This is a genomic window from Hymenobacter sp. IS2118 (assembly GCF_000715495.1).
GTDB lineage: Bacteria > Bacteroidota > Bacteroidia > Cytophagales > Hymenobacteraceae > Hymenobacter.
Map to the genome: position 1 here is coordinate 21,259 of NZ_JNLX01000196.1, position 14,852 is coordinate 36,110.

At 59.6% G+C, this 14,852-nt stretch carries 11 protein-coding genes; 2 read left to right on the forward strand and 9 right to left on the reverse strand.

The genetic code is table 11. From position 1 onward, the window contains the following. Positions 1–64: 64 nt before the first annotated feature. The 9 genes from trpA to GM79_RS21960 form a co-directional block, all read right to left on the reverse strand. On the reverse strand, positions 65–844 hold the full coding sequence (gene trpA / locus GM79_RS21920; RefSeq protein ID WP_035568056.1) for a tryptophan synthase subunit alpha: 780 nt from the start codon (positions 842–844) through the stop codon (positions 65–67). A gap of 93 nt (positions 845–937) precedes the next feature. Then, positions 938–2,134 carry a tryptophan synthase subunit beta gene (trpB, locus tag GM79_RS21925; RefSeq protein WP_035568057.1) on the reverse strand — a complete coding sequence of 399 codons (1,197 nt, stop codon included), beginning with the start codon at positions 2,132–2,134 and terminating at the stop codon, positions 938–940. A 29-nt stretch (positions 2,135–2,163) separates the two neighbouring features. After that, positions 2,164–2,892 carry a phosphoribosylanthranilate isomerase gene (locus tag GM79_RS21930; protein WP_235184137.1) on the reverse strand — a complete coding sequence of 243 codons (729 nt, stop codon included), beginning with the start codon at positions 2,890–2,892 and terminating at the stop codon, positions 2,164–2,166. 149 nt (positions 2,893–3,041) lie between these two features. After that, on the reverse strand, positions 3,042–3,860 hold the full coding sequence (gene trpC, locus GM79_RS21935) for an indole-3-glycerol phosphate synthase TrpC (protein ID WP_035568058.1): 819 nt from the start codon (positions 3,858–3,860) through the stop codon (positions 3,042–3,044). A 136-nt stretch (positions 3,861–3,996) separates the two neighbouring features. Then, the gene (gene trpD / locus GM79_RS21940) at positions 3,997–4,992 is read right to left on the reverse strand and encodes an anthranilate phosphoribosyltransferase (protein WP_035568060.1); all 996 of its coding nucleotides are present in this window, start codon (positions 4,990–4,992) and stop codon (positions 3,997–3,999) included. A 113-nt stretch (positions 4,993–5,105) separates the two neighbouring features. After that, complete coding sequence (locus GM79_RS21945) at positions 5,106–5,675, reverse strand: anthranilate synthase component II (RefSeq protein ID WP_035568061.1); 570 nt, start codon at positions 5,673–5,675, stop codon at positions 5,106–5,108. A gap of 23 nt (positions 5,676–5,698) precedes the next feature. Next, complete coding sequence (locus GM79_RS21950) at positions 5,699–7,123, reverse strand: anthranilate synthase component I family protein (RefSeq protein WP_035568062.1); 1,425 nt, start codon at positions 7,121–7,123, stop codon at positions 5,699–5,701. A gap of 380 nt (positions 7,124–7,503) precedes the next feature. Next, the gene (locus tag GM79_RS21955; RefSeq protein WP_161787234.1) at positions 7,504–8,661 is read right to left on the reverse strand and encodes an alpha/beta hydrolase-fold protein; all 1,158 of its coding nucleotides are present in this window, start codon (positions 8,659–8,661) and stop codon (positions 7,504–7,506) included. Between the two features lie 131 nt (positions 8,662–8,792). Then, complete coding sequence (locus GM79_RS21960) at positions 8,793–9,485, reverse strand: hypothetical protein (protein WP_035568063.1); 693 nt, start codon at positions 9,483–9,485, stop codon at positions 8,793–8,795. Between the two features lie 620 nt (positions 9,486–10,105). Here GM79_RS21960 and GM79_RS21965 point away from each other — a divergent pair. Further along, positions 10,106–13,114, forward strand: coding sequence for a SusC/RagA family TonB-linked outer membrane protein (locus GM79_RS21965; protein WP_035568064.1), 3,009 nt, complete (start codon positions 10,106–10,108; stop codon positions 13,112–13,114). A 12-nt stretch (positions 13,115–13,126) separates the two neighbouring features. Further along, positions 13,127–14,779, forward strand: coding sequence for a RagB/SusD family nutrient uptake outer membrane protein (locus GM79_RS21970; RefSeq protein ID WP_035568065.1), 1,653 nt, complete (start codon positions 13,127–13,129; stop codon positions 14,777–14,779). Positions 14,780–14,852: the final 73 nt, after the last annotated feature.

A 14,852-nucleotide genomic window follows, 5' to 3' on the forward strand; every position in this document is an offset into this window, starting at 1 on the left:
TTTATAGCAGCAAATCGATTTTTTTGGGCAAGCATTTCTGCCTGGGTTGGTATGGAAGGCTTTTTTATGCCTTGATGCCTTGCACGAACCGGGTGGCCGTGGCGGGTGCATCGTCGGTATCGCCGAGGGCTCGGATGAGAGCCGAGCCGATAATGGCGCCATCGGCGTGCGCACAAGCATGGTCGAAGCCGGATTTATCAGCGATGCCAAAGCCAATCAGGCGCGGGTTTTTTAGGTTCATAGCCGCGATGCGCTGGAAATACTCCTGCTGGGCTTCCACGTCGGGGAGCGTGGTACCACCCGTGGTACCGGGGCCGGATACGAGGTAAAGGAAAGCGTCCGACAGGGCATCGAGCCGCCGGATACGCGCCTCCGACGTCTGTGGCGTAACGAGAAACACGGCCTTCACCCCGTATTGCTGGAAGAGCGGATGGTACATTTCCTCGTACTCGTCCAAGGGCAAGTCGGGCAAAATCAGGCCATCAATGCCCACTTCCGCCGCCTGCTTCAGGAAGGCTTCCATGCCAAACTGCAGCACGGGATTCAGGTAGCCCATGAGCAAAACCGGCGTTTCGGGCACGGCGGCCCGCAACTCCTGCAATTGCCCAAACAGCACCGGCAGGTTCATGCCATTAGCGAGGGCCGCCGAGCTGCTGCGCTGAATAACCGGCCCATCGGCCAGCGGGTCTGAAAACGGCATGCCAATTTCGAGAATGTCGGCGCCGGCCGCCACCAGCGCCTGGGCCAGCGGCAGGGTATCGTGCAGGCTGGGGTAGCCGGCTGTGAAGTACATGTTGAGCAGGTTTTGCTTGCTCGCAAAGGCGTCTTTGATTCGGTTGTTCATGGAAATTTTCTCGCGGAGGTTCGCAGAGGAAAAGCGCGGAGGTTCGCAGAGGTCGGTCAATGCAGACCACTGCGTCATCCTCGGCGGGAAATGTTAGGTGAGTTTGTCCATGTTTTTGAGGTACGTCTCCAGGTCTTTGTCGCCGCGACCCGAGAGGTTCACTACCACCACATCATCAGGTCCCGCGCCCAACTGGCCCAGCGCCGCCAGCGCGTGCGCCGTTTCCAGCGCTGGAATAATGCCTTCGAGGCGGCTGCACTCGCTCACGGCTTTCAGGGCGTCATCGTCGGTGATGGAAATAAATTCAGCCCGGCCCGAAGCGTCCAGGTGCGCGTGCAGCGGGCCGATGCCCGGATAATCCAGGCCGGCGCTCAGCGAATAGGGCTCCGTAATCTGGCCGTGCTCATCCTGCATCAGCAGCGTGCGGCTGCCGTGAATAATGCCCGGCGTGCCCAGCACCGACGTAGCCGCCGAATGTCCGGAATTGATGCCATGGCCCGCCGCTTCCACCGCCACCAGCCGTACCGAAGGCTCGTCCAGAAAGTGGTAAAACGCGCCGGCCGCATTGGAGCCGCCGCCCACGCAGGCCACCACGAAATCGGGCAGCTCGGTACCGGTTTTTTCCAGTAGCTGGTAACGCATTTCCTCACTGATAACGGCTTGCAGTCGCGCCACCAAATCCGGGTACGGGTGCGGGCCCACCACCGAGCCGATGATGTAGTGCGTATCCACGGGGTTGGCAATCCAGTCGCGGATGGCTTCGTTGGTGGCGTCTTTCAGGGTTTGGCTACCGCTTTCGGCGCGGCGCACTTCGGCGCCCAGCAGGCGCATGCGGGCCACGTTAGGCGCCTGCCGCTCAATGTCCACGGCACCCATATATACTACGCACGGCAGTCCCATCAGAGCGCATACGGTGGCCGTGGCCACGCCGTGCTGCCCGGCCCCGGTTTCGGCAATGATGCGCGTCTTACCCAGCCGCTGCGCCAGCAGAATCTGACCCACGGTGTTGTTGATTTTATGCGCGCCGGTGTGGCAGAGGTCCTCGCGCTTGAGGAAAATCCGGGTGCCGTAGCGTTCCGACAAGCGCTTGGCTTCGAACAGCGGCGTGGGCCGGCCCACATAGTCGCGCAGCAGGTGCTGCAAGTCGATTTGAAAATCCGGGTCGGCCAGGATTTCCAGATAGCGGGTGCGCAGCTCTTCCACGTTGGGGTAGAGCATTTCGGGAATGAAGGCGCCGCCGAATTCGCCGTAGTAGCCGCGGGCCGTGGGTTGTTGGTAAGATGGTGTCATGGCAATTATCGATGACGTTTGGTTAATTTTTAACGAGTCTCAGTAGGCCGCAACGCGGCCAGCATCTGCCCTAGCCGGCCGGCGTCTTTCACACCGGGCGCGGTTTCGAAGGTGCTGTTCAGGTCCACGCCCACCAAGCCGGGCAGCCGCAGGGCAACCAGCTCGGCAGCGTGTTCCAGGCCCAGCCCGCCGGCCAGAAAATACGGTACGGGCAGATTGTAGGTCTTTAACAAATCCCAGTCGAAAACGGCTCCGTTGCCGCCGGGCGCAGCCCCTTTGGTATCGAAAAGAAAGAAGTCACAATGCGGCACATACGGCAGTAGCGCGGCAAAATCCACGGCCTTGCCCACCGAAAAAGCTTTCATCACGAGCAAGCCGGCCTCGCTTAGTTCCTCGCATTGCGTTGGGGATTCCTGGCCGTGCAGCTGCACGGCCCCCAGCCCAAACCGTGCGGCGGTGGCCCGAATCGTCTCGGTGGTTTCATTCACGAAAACCCCCACCCGCCAGATGCTCGCGGGCAGCGCACGCACCAGTTCCGGGGCCAGCGCCTCGCCCACAAAGCGCGGCGAAGCAGGTGCGAAAATGAAGCCCAGAAAGTCGGGTAGCAGCGCCGCCACGCCGGCCAGCGCCGCCGCATCGCGCATGCCGCACACCTTCACCAACAGCCGCGAAGGTCCCGCTGCCGAGGCCAGACCAGCGGGCACGGGCAACCCGGCCGCCAAGGCAATATCAACAGGCAAATGGCGCGGCGTTTTCATCTTTAGAGCGGTTTCGAGGTAGGGGCATTTTTCAGAGGGAATTAAAAATGAGGAATTAAAAATTGACAGTTTGACGGTCCGATTTTTAATTTTTAATTCTTCATTTTTAATTCTGTTAATGGCGTGGCGTTTTCATCTTTCGAAGCGGGTTAGGCGAGGAGGGCTGTTTTGGGCAGGGCCGCGATTTCCTGCACCAGCGCGGCACAGGCGCGTTCGGGGCGGGCGTTACGCATGAAAGCTTCGCCCAGCAGGAAGCCGCGGTAGCCCACCTCCCGCAGCTGCCCAATGGACGCCGCAGTGGAGATTCCGCTCTCCGAAACTTTCACAAATTCATTCGGAATAGCGGCGGCCAGCTCCAACGAGGTATCCAGGCTCAGACTGAAATCGTGCAGGTTGCGGTTGTTGACGCCCACCAAATCCACTGCCTCGGCGTGTACCGAGCGGGCTAGCTCTTCGCCGTCGTGCACTTCCAGCAGCACTTCCAGGCCCAGCGAACGCGCCAGGCTGCCCAGGGTTTTAATTTCTTCGGGCGTGAGCACAGCGGCAATGAGCAGCACAGCGTCGGCCCCAATGCTCTTGGCTTCGAGAATCTGATACTCATCCACCACAAAATCTTTGCGGATAATGGGGCAGAAGTTGAAACGGCGCGCGGTGGTCAAATCCTCATTTTTACCGCCAAAAAACTCGGCATCAGTAAGGATAGAAAGTGCCGCTGCGCCGGCTTGCATGTAGCCCAGCGTGGTGCGCTCCACGGGTGCGTACTGATTAATCCAGCCCTTGGAAGGCGACTTGCGCTTGAATTCCGCGATGAGGCCGCTGCCATTTTCCCGCAGCAAATACTGCCGCAACGACAGGGGCTGCGACTTAAAATACAGGCTACTTTCGAGCAACTTCACGGGCACCAGCTCGCGGCGGGCAGCCACTTCTTTGCGCTTGTGCGCAGTGATGGTTTGGAGGATGGTGGACATTTTATTTAATTAATAATTACGAATTAATAATTATTAATTAGCAAGAACAAGTACCTGTTTTTCAACAGGCAATAATCAGCGAGAGCAAGCGTCGCATCTCGCTGATTATTAATTACTAATTGCTAATTGCTAATTATTAATTAATTGAAAGCATGGTTTCGAATGCCCGCCGGGCCGCGCCCGAATCTAAGGATTCGCGGCTTTGGGCCAGGGCATCGTCCCAGCTCAGGCCAGGGCGGGCGCATTGCAGCGCCAGGGCAGCGTTGGCGGTTACGACGTTGCGCTGGGCGGAGGTGGCGCTCCCGTCCAGCACCTGCTTGAAGATGGCGGCTGAAGCGGCCACGGTGCTGCCGCCGGCCAGGTCGTCGGCCGTGCAAGCGGTCAGGCCCAGCGTTTCGGCCGTCACCATTTGTTCGCCGGTGTGGGAGGAAACCACTTTGGCGGGGCCGGTCAGGGCCAGCTCGTCGTAGCCGTCCAGGGCGTGCACCACGGCGTAGCGCGTGCCGGTGGGCTGCATCAGGTAGTGGTAGAGCCGTTGCAGCTCCAGGCTGAACACGCCGAGCAGCTGAGCGGCCGGCCGGGCCGGATTCACCAGCGGCCCCAGGATGTTGAAGAACGTGCGGACGCCCAATTCCCGGCGCACCGGGCCGGCGTGCCGCATGGCCGGATGGAAGGCCGGCGCGTGCAAAAAGCAGATGCCCGCCCGCTCCAGCTGCCGCCGCAGCTGGTCGGTAGTGGCCTCAAAGTCATACCCAAAATGGGCCAGCACATTCGAAGCCCCGCACACCGACGACACGCCAAAATTGCCGTGCTTGGCCACCTGCACGCCCGCCCCGGCCACCACAAAGCAGGCCAGCGTGGAAATGTTGATGGTGTCCTTGCCGTCCCCGCCCGTCCCCACAATGTCGAGCACTTCGGTGGTACCCAGCTGCGGGTCGCGGCTCAAATCCAGCAGTGCCTGCCGGAAGCCCGCCAGCTCCGCCACCGTAATGGGCCGCATGCGGTACACCGCCAGAAAGGCGGCCGTTTCGGCGGGGTTGGCCCCGCCCTCGCCCAGCTGCCGCATGGCCGCGTGCGCCTCGGCGTGCGTCAGGGGCTGGTGGTCAAACAGTTTATTGAGAATGTGTTTCATCTTTTAGCTGTTAGCTAGTAGCTGTTAGCCATTAGCTTCCTTTGTTACGGCTACTCGCGAATTGTTAAAGTCTGTTAGAGAAAAGCTAACAGCTAATGGCTGTCAGCTAATAGCTACTTCAACCAGTTTTCCAGCATTTTGTGGCCGTGCTCGGTCAGAATACTTTCGGGGTGGAACTGCACGCCGCGCACGTCGAACTGCCGGTGGCGGAAGGCCAGGACCTCGCCATTGGCGTCGCGGGCGGTGGTTTCCAGCTCGGCGGGCATGGTTTCGGGGCGCACGGCCCAGGAGTGGTAGCGGCCCACCTGAAAGCGGGGCGGCAGCCCGGCAAACAGGCGCTCATCGGGCGCCGTTACTTCCGCTTCGTTGGCCACGCCGTGCAGCACGGCGGGCATGTTGTAGAGCGTGGCCCCGAAGCTCTCGGCCAGACCCTGATGGCCCAGGCACACGCCCAAAATGCGTTTGGTTGGCGCGTACTGCTTGATAATCTGTGGCATCAGGCCCGCCTCGGCCGGGATACCGGGGCCGGGCGAAAGCATGATGGCATCATATGCCTCCACGGCGGCCAGGGGCAGCTGGTCGTTGCGGGTCACGGTCAGGTTGGCGCCGTGGCCCAGCTCGCGCAGCAGATGCACCAGGTTGTAGGTGAAGGAATCGTAGTTATCGAGAACGAGAATTTTCATGACTTTAAGGTCGAGCTTACTAACTACTTAACATCATTAGCGGCAACAAGCGCTGCCCGGAGCGCGCCCAGCTTGTGGTGCACCTCCTCCAGCTCCGACTGCACGCTGGATGCGGCCACCACGCCGGCGCCCGCCTGGAAATACAGCTGGTTGCCCGTGCTCAAAAACGAGCGTATCATGATGGCGTGGTTGAAGTTGCCATCGAAGCCCAGGTGGCCGATGCAGCCGCCGTAGTAGCCGCGGGCCGTGGGCTCCAGCCCGTCGATGAGCTGCAAAGCGCGGTGCTTGGGGGCGCCCGAGAGCGTGCCGGCCGGGAAGGTGTCGGCCACCACTTGCAGGGTGTCGGTACCGGCGTCAAGCTCGGCCGTGACGTGGCTGACGAGGTGAATGACGTGGGAGTAGAACTGGATTTCGCGCAGGGTACGCACTTTTACCTGGGTGCCGTGGCGGGCCAGGTCGTTGCGGGCCAGGTCCACGAGCATCACGTGCTCGGCGTTTTCCTTGGGGTCGGCGGCGAGGCGCTGGGCGGCGGCGGCATCGGCGGCATCATCGCCGGTGCGGCGATAGGTGCCGGCAATGGGGTACAGGCTGGCTTCGCGGCCCTGCACCAATACCTGCGCTTCGGGCGAGGAGCCGAAAATTTTATAGTCGCCGTAGTCGAAATAAAACAGATAAGGCGAGGGATTGATGGAACGCAGCGCCCGGTACACGTTGAATTCATCGCCGGAAAACTCCTGCTGGAACCGGCGCGAGAGCACAATCTGAAATACGTCGCCGCGCAGGCAGTGGGCCTGGCCCTTGGTGAGGCGCGCCAAGAACTCGGCATCGGTCTGGTTGCTGGCCTCCTCTCCTACCGTGGCAAAGTTGAAAACCGGCACACTGGGGTTGCGCACGAGGTTTTCGAGCCGTTCCAGGCCACCGGGTTGGGCTTCCTGCCCGGCCACGCCGTGCTCAAACAGAAACAGCTCCTGCCGGAAGTGGTTGAAGGCAATGACGTAGCGGTACACGCCGTAGCGGATAAGGGGCACGTCGCCGGCCGGCACTTTTTCGGCATCGAAAGTCACGTCTTCAAAGCTCTGCACGGCCTCGTAGCCCATGTAGCCGAAGAGCCCAGTGTTGATGAACGGCATTTTGGCCGCGGAGGCATCGGGCACAAAGGCGGCGGCGAAGGCCCGCAGCTCGGCCAGCGCCTGGCGCGGTTCGGGCAGCTGCTGGCTCGTGGTGCGGCCGTCGGGAAACGACTGACGCAGTTCGCCGCCACGCCGCAACTCAAACGTGGCCAGCGGCTCGCAGGCCAGGTAGCTGAAGGCGTTTTGCTGGCCGTGATAGTCGGCACTTTCCAGCAGCAGGCAATTAGAGAACTGGTCGCGAAGGCGCAGGTACAGGCCCACCGGCGTCACGGTGTCGGCAAGCAGGCGGCGGTGGGCAGTGGTGAGTTGGTACGACACGGAACGGGTGAGTTGGCAGGCGAGGCAGGCGTTGAACCTGCGTTGGAGTAAAATGCAAAAAGCCCGGCTGGCGGCCGGGCTTTTGTGGTCAAAAGCAAAATCAAAGGTGACTTCGCTAGGCGCACAGGCAGGCCGGTCCGATGTTTCGGAGCTGCCACCACCAAGCCTGGGAAGTACGATGTATCATGATTGGATAAGCGCTTTTCTGAAACGCGACGCAAAGATATGGCGCCTTTTTTGAAAAAGCAGCAACCGCATTCAAAAAATCATGCAATAGTGGCAGCATATGTTCAGTATCGTCAACAGTATCACAAACTAAGCGTTTTACTTTTTACATTGATAGCCATAAGCTTTCAGCTACAGGCCGCGCGCTAATTCGATTACTTACTGGCCTGCCCCTTGCCCGGCATCGCGCGAAACAGAAACTGATAAGCTGCCGGAAACTCCCGCTGCCAGAACCACTCCCGGTGCTGGCCGTCGACAGGGGCGTGCAACGACAGGTTGGCGGCCGGTACGCCCTGGGCGCGCAGCTTGTTGCGCCAAGCCGCCATGAGCGGCAGCATGGTTTCGGATTCCTGGGGGCCGCACACGAAGTAAAAGCGGGTGCTGCGGGCGGCGGGGTGCGTTTTGGCAAAAGCGAGCAGCGAGTCGTTGCAAACCCAGAAGGCCGGCGAAAAAGCGCCCACCCGGCCAAAAACCCGTGGGTATTTCAGCGCAGCATACACCGAAATCAGTCCGCCCAGACTGGACCCGGCAATGCCGGTGTGCGCGGCGTCGGGCCGGGTGCGGTAGCGGGCGTCGACGTAGGGCTTGAGGGTGCGGGCCAAAAAATCGATGTAGGCCCCACCCTGACCGCCGGCTTTGATTTCGGCATTGCGCCAGGGAATGTATTCATCGGAACGGTGCTGGCTGTCGTTGTCCACGGCCACCACAATGCAACTCGTAGGGTCCTGGCCCAAGGCGTGGAGGCGGTCCAGGGTTTCGTCCACGCCCCACTCGCCGCTGTAGCTGGTGGCTTCGTCGAACACGTTCTGGCCGTCGTGCATGTAGAGCACGGGGTAGCGCCGCCGGGGCTGCTGGGCATAGTCGGCGGGCAGGTACACCAGCACGCGGCGCGTGCGGCCCAGCTCCGGAATCTGAAACTGCTCATTCAGCACCTGCACCTGCGGCGAGGCCGTGTGCTTTTTGGTCGCCGCCGGGCCGGGCTGGCTCCAGGCCAGAATCTCGTGGGTGACGACGGCCGCCTGGTGCAGGTCGGCTTTGCGGTTGGCAATGGGCGCGTTGGCGGGGCCGGCTTCGGCGGTTTCCCAGCTGCCACGAGTGAACTTGTATTCCACGGCCCCCAGGCTGGCAGGCAGGGTAATCTGATAGGTTCCGTCATCGCCTTTGGTGAGGCGATAGGCGGGATTGCGCGGGTTCCAGACGTTGAAGGAGCCCGCTACGAAGAGCGTATCATTCGCGGCAGTAGTGGTTGGAACACGGGTTACTTTTAAAACCGTCTGGGCGGCAATTGGTACTGCAAGCGCGGAAAACCCCATCAAGCCCAAAATCAACAACACGCGCATCATACTATAAATCAAATCAGTAACCGTCGTATTCAATTGCACAATCGTGCCCACTTATCAAAAGAGCTTGTGGCTTGCCGCTTGTAGTTTGAAGCCTTATTCCCCTACCGAATAGTTTCGCCGCTGCCCGCGCCGAGCTCGGCCGAATCCATTTTGCGCAGCGTGTACACGGCGCGCACCGAATCGAGGCCCGGCAGGCCGTTGGCCTGGAAGTCGAGCAGCGCCCCGTTTTTCTGCGGACCTTTCACGAAATGGCGGTATTCCTCGGCCGACTCGCGCACCACGTAGAGGATGCCCGAGGACGGCACCCGTAGTCGGGAGTAGAAGCTGCGGCCATCGCCGGCGGGGCGGCGGGCGTCCTCCGCCACGGCGCTGGTGCCCAGCAGGCGGTACTTGGGGTCGTCGCTGCCCGGCAGCGGGCGGTTGCCGAGCCCGTCCACGAACACCTCGCGCCGGTTCATGAGCTGCTCCAGGTCCAGGGTTTTGAGCAAGCCCAGGTTTTCCTCGGCCATGATGAGCTGCTGTACCGATTTGCCGGGCGCGGCCTGTTCGTAGTACACCAGCACCGGTTTCTTCAACTTAAGCTTGCCCACAAACACTTCCGGTGCTACCTCGTCCTCGCCCCCGATGGAGCGGCGGCCGGCCGGGTAGGCCGCAGGCTGCTTGCCCTTGGTGCCCGCACCCGATTTGCTGTTTTTAGCTGGCGAAGGCTTGCGCGAGCCCGACCGCGACTGGGCCACTGCGCTGGTCAATGTGGCCAGCAGCAGCCACATCACGAGCAGAAAGTTCTTTTTCATTATCTTAGGGAAAGCCAAATGTAAAAAGGACTACGTAGCCTTACAAGGCCATCTCCTAACCAGCCGGGCGCCACCAGTACTAGCCGCAATCGGGGCCGATGGCGATGCTCTTAAGCTAAGCTACCGCCGAAAATTAGCAAAGTCATTCGCCCAAAACCTACGCTTGGCCAAAAACATGCTGGGTCCAATGCATTTTGACAGCTTTAATTACACTGATTTAGAGCGAGAATACGCATCAACTGGCCTTACCTTTTAGCAGGCTCCGGCACATGTCGCAAACGTTTGCAGGTCAGTTTATTACAAAGTCGTAAGCAACGTTTGCAGCTCTCCCAATCGATTGAAGGAGAATGGCAGGCTCATATTATTCCATTATTACTGTTTAATTAATTAGATATCAATTGTTTAACCACCTAATTCTTGATTGCATCCAACCCTATGCAAAGGCCTATGTCCTTTCGACAATTGTTAACAATCGAGTCGATGACAGCAGCTTTATCGACCACAAAAACCCGCCTAGCAGGCTCTTACATGCTATTTATTAGATAACTTGCACACTGTTTCCCAATCGATTTTTTTCTTTTCCCACCATTCCCAATTTTCCCACCAAATTCTTGTTTCCTATGAAGCACCCCTATCTAGCGAAACTGCTGTTTCTGCTATTATTCGCGGCGTTCGGTTTTCCTTCGGGGGCTTATGCCCAGACTGGCTCCGTGAGCGGCCGGGTTACCGATAGTAAGAACGAAGGCATTCCTGGTGCCACGGTCCTGATTGAAGGCACTACACTGGGCAGCTCGTCCAATGTGGATGGCACCTACAGCATCCAGAACGTGCCGGCCGGGGCCAAAACCCTGGTTATCTCGTTTGTGGGCTATAACACCGTACGCCGCCCCATCACCGTGGTGGCCGGCCAGAATACGGAAACGGCTGCCAGCCTGGCTGAGAACGCCACCGCGCTTGCCGAAGCCGTGGTCGTGGGCTACGGTACCCAGCGCCGCCAGGATATTACCGGCGCAGTGGCAACCGTCGACGCCAAGCAGTTCGTGCAGGGCCAGGTAACCAACCCCGACCAACTTATTCAGGGCAAAGTGGCCGGCGTGAGCATTACCACGAGCGGTGGCGCGCCGGGCGCACCTTCGACCGTTCGCATCCGCGGTAATTCTTCGCTAAACGCCAACAGCGACCCGCTGTACGTTATCGACGGGGTGCCCGTGGATAAAGGCGGCATCAACGGCGCTTCGAATCCGCTGTCGCTCATCAACCCCAGCGACATCGAAACCTTCACCGTGCTGAAGGACGCCTCGGCCACGGCTATCTACGGCAACCGGGCTTCGGGTGGCGTTATCCTCATCACCACCAAAAAGGGCCTGCAAGGCGAAAAGCTGCGCGTGGAGCTGAACTCGCAAACCGGCATCTCGACCACCGCTCGTCGCTACGAAACGTTATCGGCGGGGGAATTTCGCAGATTGGTAACCGAAAATGGTGCTCCTTCGCAGCTAGCCACCCTCGGCACGGCCAACACCAACTGGCAGGATGAGGTTTTCCGCAACGGTGCCACCTTCGATAACACCGTGAGCCTGCTTGGAAGCGTGGCCAAGGTGCCGTTCCGGGTATCGTACGGCAACCTCTACCAGGAAGGCATTGTCATCACCAACAAGCTGAAGCGTAACACGGGCTCTATCAGCCTGAGCCCCAAACTGCTTGATGACCGGCTGCGCATCGACGTCAACGCCAAGGGTAGTGTGCTGGAAAATCGCTTCGCGAATTACGACCAGATTGCCAACGCGGCCTTCTTCGACCCCACGCAGCCGGTGCGTGCCACTGAGGCGCGATTTGCCCGCTACGGCGGCTATTATCAGTTCCTGGGCCCCACGGGCGGACCGTTGGGCAATGCCCCAGGCAATCCGATTGCGGCCCTTAACAACCTGAACGACATCAGCACGGTGAAACGCCTTATCGGCAACGTGCAGTTTGACTATAAGGTACACGGCGTAGAAGGCCTGCGAGCCAACCTTAACCTGGGCCTCGACCTTACCCGCAGCAAGGGCAGCAAAGACACCTCGCCGGCCGCCTTTGGTGGTTACAACGCCGATGCGCCCAATACGCCCGGCCTGAACGGCTCGTACTCCCAGGAAGAGCAGGAAAAAGATATGAACCTGCTCGAAGCCTACCTGGCTTACGGCAAGCAGTTTGGCGGCACCAAGTTTGACATTCAGGGTGGTTACGCCTATCAGACCTTTACGGACCAGGGCCCGAACTTCCTGCCTTTCCGCTCGGACCGCAAGACCTTGGTTAATAAAGACGCCAAGCTGGCGGTGCCCGGCTTCTACAATAAATACGTGCTGATTTCGTACTTCAGCCGGGCCACGGCCAACGTGCAGGACAAATACCTGCTGACGGCGACCTTGCGTAATGACCGCACCTCACGCTTCCGCGATGGCAACAATAGCGGCTGGTTTCCGGCCCTGGGCCTGGCCTGGCGCGTGAAGAATGAAGAATTCCTGAAGGACAACAACACCATCTCGGAGTTGAAGCTGCGCGCCGGCTACGGCCGCACTGGCCAGCAGGATATCGGCGGCGCTTACGATACGCAGCCACGCTACGCATTGGGCACGTCGGAGTCGCAGTACCTGTTCGGCAATGCTGCCACCGGCTTTATCACCGGTCCGCTGGGCTACAACGCGGTTTTAACTTGGGAAACCACCAATACCTACAATGCCGGCCTGGACCTGGGCTTCTTCGACAACCGCCTCACGGCGACCGTTGACGTGTACCAGCGCACTGCCAGCGACCTGTTGCAGGAAGTAAACGTGCCGGCTGGCTCGAACCTCGTGAACCGCCTCAACGCCAACCAGGGTGCGCTACGCAACCGCGGCATCGAGTTGGGCCTGAACTACGGCGTGGTGCGTTCGGAAGAACTGAACTGGGACGTGAACTTGAACGGAGCTTACAATGTTAACAAAATCACCAGCTTGGGCTTACAGGATGCCACTTTCCCCGGCGTGCAGGTGGGCGGCATTGGTGGTGGCACCGGCAACCAGATTCAGATTCGTAGCGTGGGCTTCCCAACTGATGCTTTCTATGTGTACCAGCAGGTGTACGGCCCCGATGGCCGGCCCGTGGAGGGCGCGTACGTGGACCGCAACAACAACGGCTCGACCACGGATGACTTTTACCGCTACAAGCAGCCCGCGCCGCTCGTGACGCTGGGCTTCAGCTCGAACGTGACCTACAAGAAGCTGGCGCTGGCCTTCACGCTGCGCAGCAACCTGGGCAACTACGTGTACAACGCCAACGCCGCCGACCGTGCCAACTTTGGCAATGCCCAAGCCTCGACGCTGTTCGTGAGCAACTTGTCCCCCGACGTGAGCAATACGAACTTTGCCCGTCCGCAGCTGTTCTCGGACTACTATGTTCAGAACGCTTCTTTCCTGCGCTGCCAGAACATCTCGCTGGGCTACAACGTGGGCAAAGTATTCGGTGCTTCGTCGCTGCGCGTTACTGGCAACGTGCAAAACCCGTTCATTATCACCAAGTATGATGGGGTGGAGCCCGAAATCAACGGTGGAATTGACCGTAATTTCTACCCTGTCGCCCGTACCTACACTTTGGGCATCGCCCTCGGCATTTAATTCCCACCAATCATGAAGAATAACTCCTTTTCCCGTGGGTTAATTACCCTCGCACTGGGTACGGCCCTGACCGGACTTGCTACCTCTTGTAACAAAGACCTTGAACAAACCCCAAAATTTGAGCCCACGCCCGACAAGGTATACGTGAGCCTGGCTGCTTACAAAAGCGTACTGGGCAAGCTATATGGCGGTTTTGCCCTTACCAGTCTGGGTGGTGCTGATGGCGGCAGCGACATTCTGGGCATCGATGGCGGTACCGGCAACTACCTGCGCCAGCTGTGGAGCGCTCAGGAGCTGACCACTGATGAAGCTGTAGTAGCCTGGAACGACCCCGGCATCCAGGACTGGCACAACATGAACTGGGACGCCAACAACCCACTGTTGCGTGGCCTATACAACCGAGCCTATTACGAAATCAGCCTTTGCAACGAGCTTATCCGGGAGTCATCGGATGACAAGCTAGCCAGCCGCCTGCCGGCGAACGACGTGGCGGAAGCCAAGCGCTTCCGGGCCGAGGCCCGCTTTCTGCGGGCTGTGTCCTATATGCACGTCATCGACTTGTTCGGTGGTGGCCCGTTTGTGACCGAAGCCAACGCTGTAGGGGTAGCGGCGCCGCCCTACAATACCCGGCAGCAACTCTACACCTACGTCGAAAGTGAGCTGCTAGCGCTCAAGGCGGAACTAGCTCCGACCCGCAGCAACGAGTTTGGCCGCGTAGACCAGGCTGCGGCCAGCGGCCTGCTGGCCCGCCTGTACCTGAACGCAGGGGTGTACACTGGCACGCCGCAGTATGGCAAGGCGGCTACCGAAGCACAGGCAGTAATAAATGGCGGTTATACGCTGGTGACGCAAGCAAGCTCGGCCTCCTCGGCTTATGGTCGCAACTTTTTGGCCGACAATAACCTGGCTCCGGCCGCCAATGAAATCATCTGGTCGATTCTGCTGGATGCCACCCGCACTACTACCTACGGAGGCACCACCTTCTTGGTGAATGGCTCGACCAATGGAGCATCGGCCGGTTGGCAGCGATACGTAGGTCAGACTACGGGCTGGGGCGGCATGCGCACCACGCGGGCGCTGTTTAACAAGTTTTTCTTGTTAGGCGCCGACACCACGGTTGACCGGCGCGGCCGCTTCTGGACGGCTGGCCAGACCTTGGAAATCAACGACCAGAGCCAGTTTACGCAGGGGTTGGGTGTAACTAAGTACCGCAACATCAATTCAGACGGTTCAGTCATCGTGGGTTCGCGGAACTTCTCCAGCGTCGACTTTCCCATGCTGCGCCTGTCGGACATGATGCTCATCTATGCCGAAGCGGCTGCCCGCGGCGCCGCCGCCCGGCCTACTGCCCTTGAGTACGTGAACAAGATTCGCCGTCGGGCGTTTGGCCTCGACATCAATGCCTCCAGCGCGGCAGCTGACATCACCGATGCGCAGATGACTACGGACTTTATCCTTGACGAACGCGCCCGCGAGCTGCATTGGGAAGCCCAGCGCCGCACCGACCTCGTTCGGCACGGCAAATTCACTAGTGCTGCTTACCTGTGGCCCTGGAAAGGCGGTGTTGCCCCTGGCCGGAGCGTGGATGAATTTCGGAACCTGTTTCCATTGCCCACCTCTGACTTAACAGCTAACCCCAATCTGAAGCAAAACCCAGGTTACTAACCGGTTTTTGATGGGGTGAGCCATTGCTGAGTGGCTCACCCCTCTTTTGCTTTACAAATTTTAATGACCAGAA

Excerpts from the sequence above, each read along its gene's own strand:
- trpA (WP_035568056.1), bottom strand. The coding sequence starts at position 844 with ATGAACAACCGAATCAAAGACGCCTTTGCGAGCAAGCAAAACCTGCTC.
- trpB (WP_035568057.1), bottom strand. The coding sequence starts at position 2,134 with ATGACACCATCTTACCAACAACCCACGGCCCGCGGCTACTACGGCGAA.
- GM79_RS21930 (WP_235184137.1), bottom strand. The coding sequence starts at position 2,892 with ATGAAAACGCCGCGCCATTTGCCTGTTGATATTGCCTTGGCGGCCGGG.
- trpC (WP_035568058.1), bottom strand. The coding sequence starts at position 3,860 with ATGTCCACCATCCTCCAAACCATCACTGCGCACAAGCGCAAAGAAGTG.
- trpD (WP_035568060.1), bottom strand. The coding sequence starts at position 4,992 with ATGAAACACATTCTCAATAAACTGTTTGACCACCAGCCCCTGACGCAC.
- GM79_RS21945 (WP_035568061.1), bottom strand. The coding sequence starts at position 5,675 with ATGAAAATTCTCGTTCTCGATAACTACGATTCCTTCACCTACAACCTG.
- GM79_RS21955 (WP_161787234.1), bottom strand. The coding sequence starts at position 8,661 with ATGGGGTTTTCCGCGCTTGCAGTACCAATTGCCGCCCAGACGGTTTTA.
- GM79_RS21960 (WP_035568063.1), bottom strand. The coding sequence starts at position 9,485 with ATGAAAAAGAACTTTCTGCTCGTGATGTGGCTGCTGCTGGCCACATTG.
- GM79_RS21965 (WP_035568064.1), top strand. The coding sequence starts at position 10,106 with ATGAAGCACCCCTATCTAGCGAAACTGCTGTTTCTGCTATTATTCGCG.
- GM79_RS21970 (WP_035568065.1), top strand. The coding sequence starts at position 13,127 with ATGAAGAATAACTCCTTTTCCCGTGGGTTAATTACCCTCGCACTGGGT.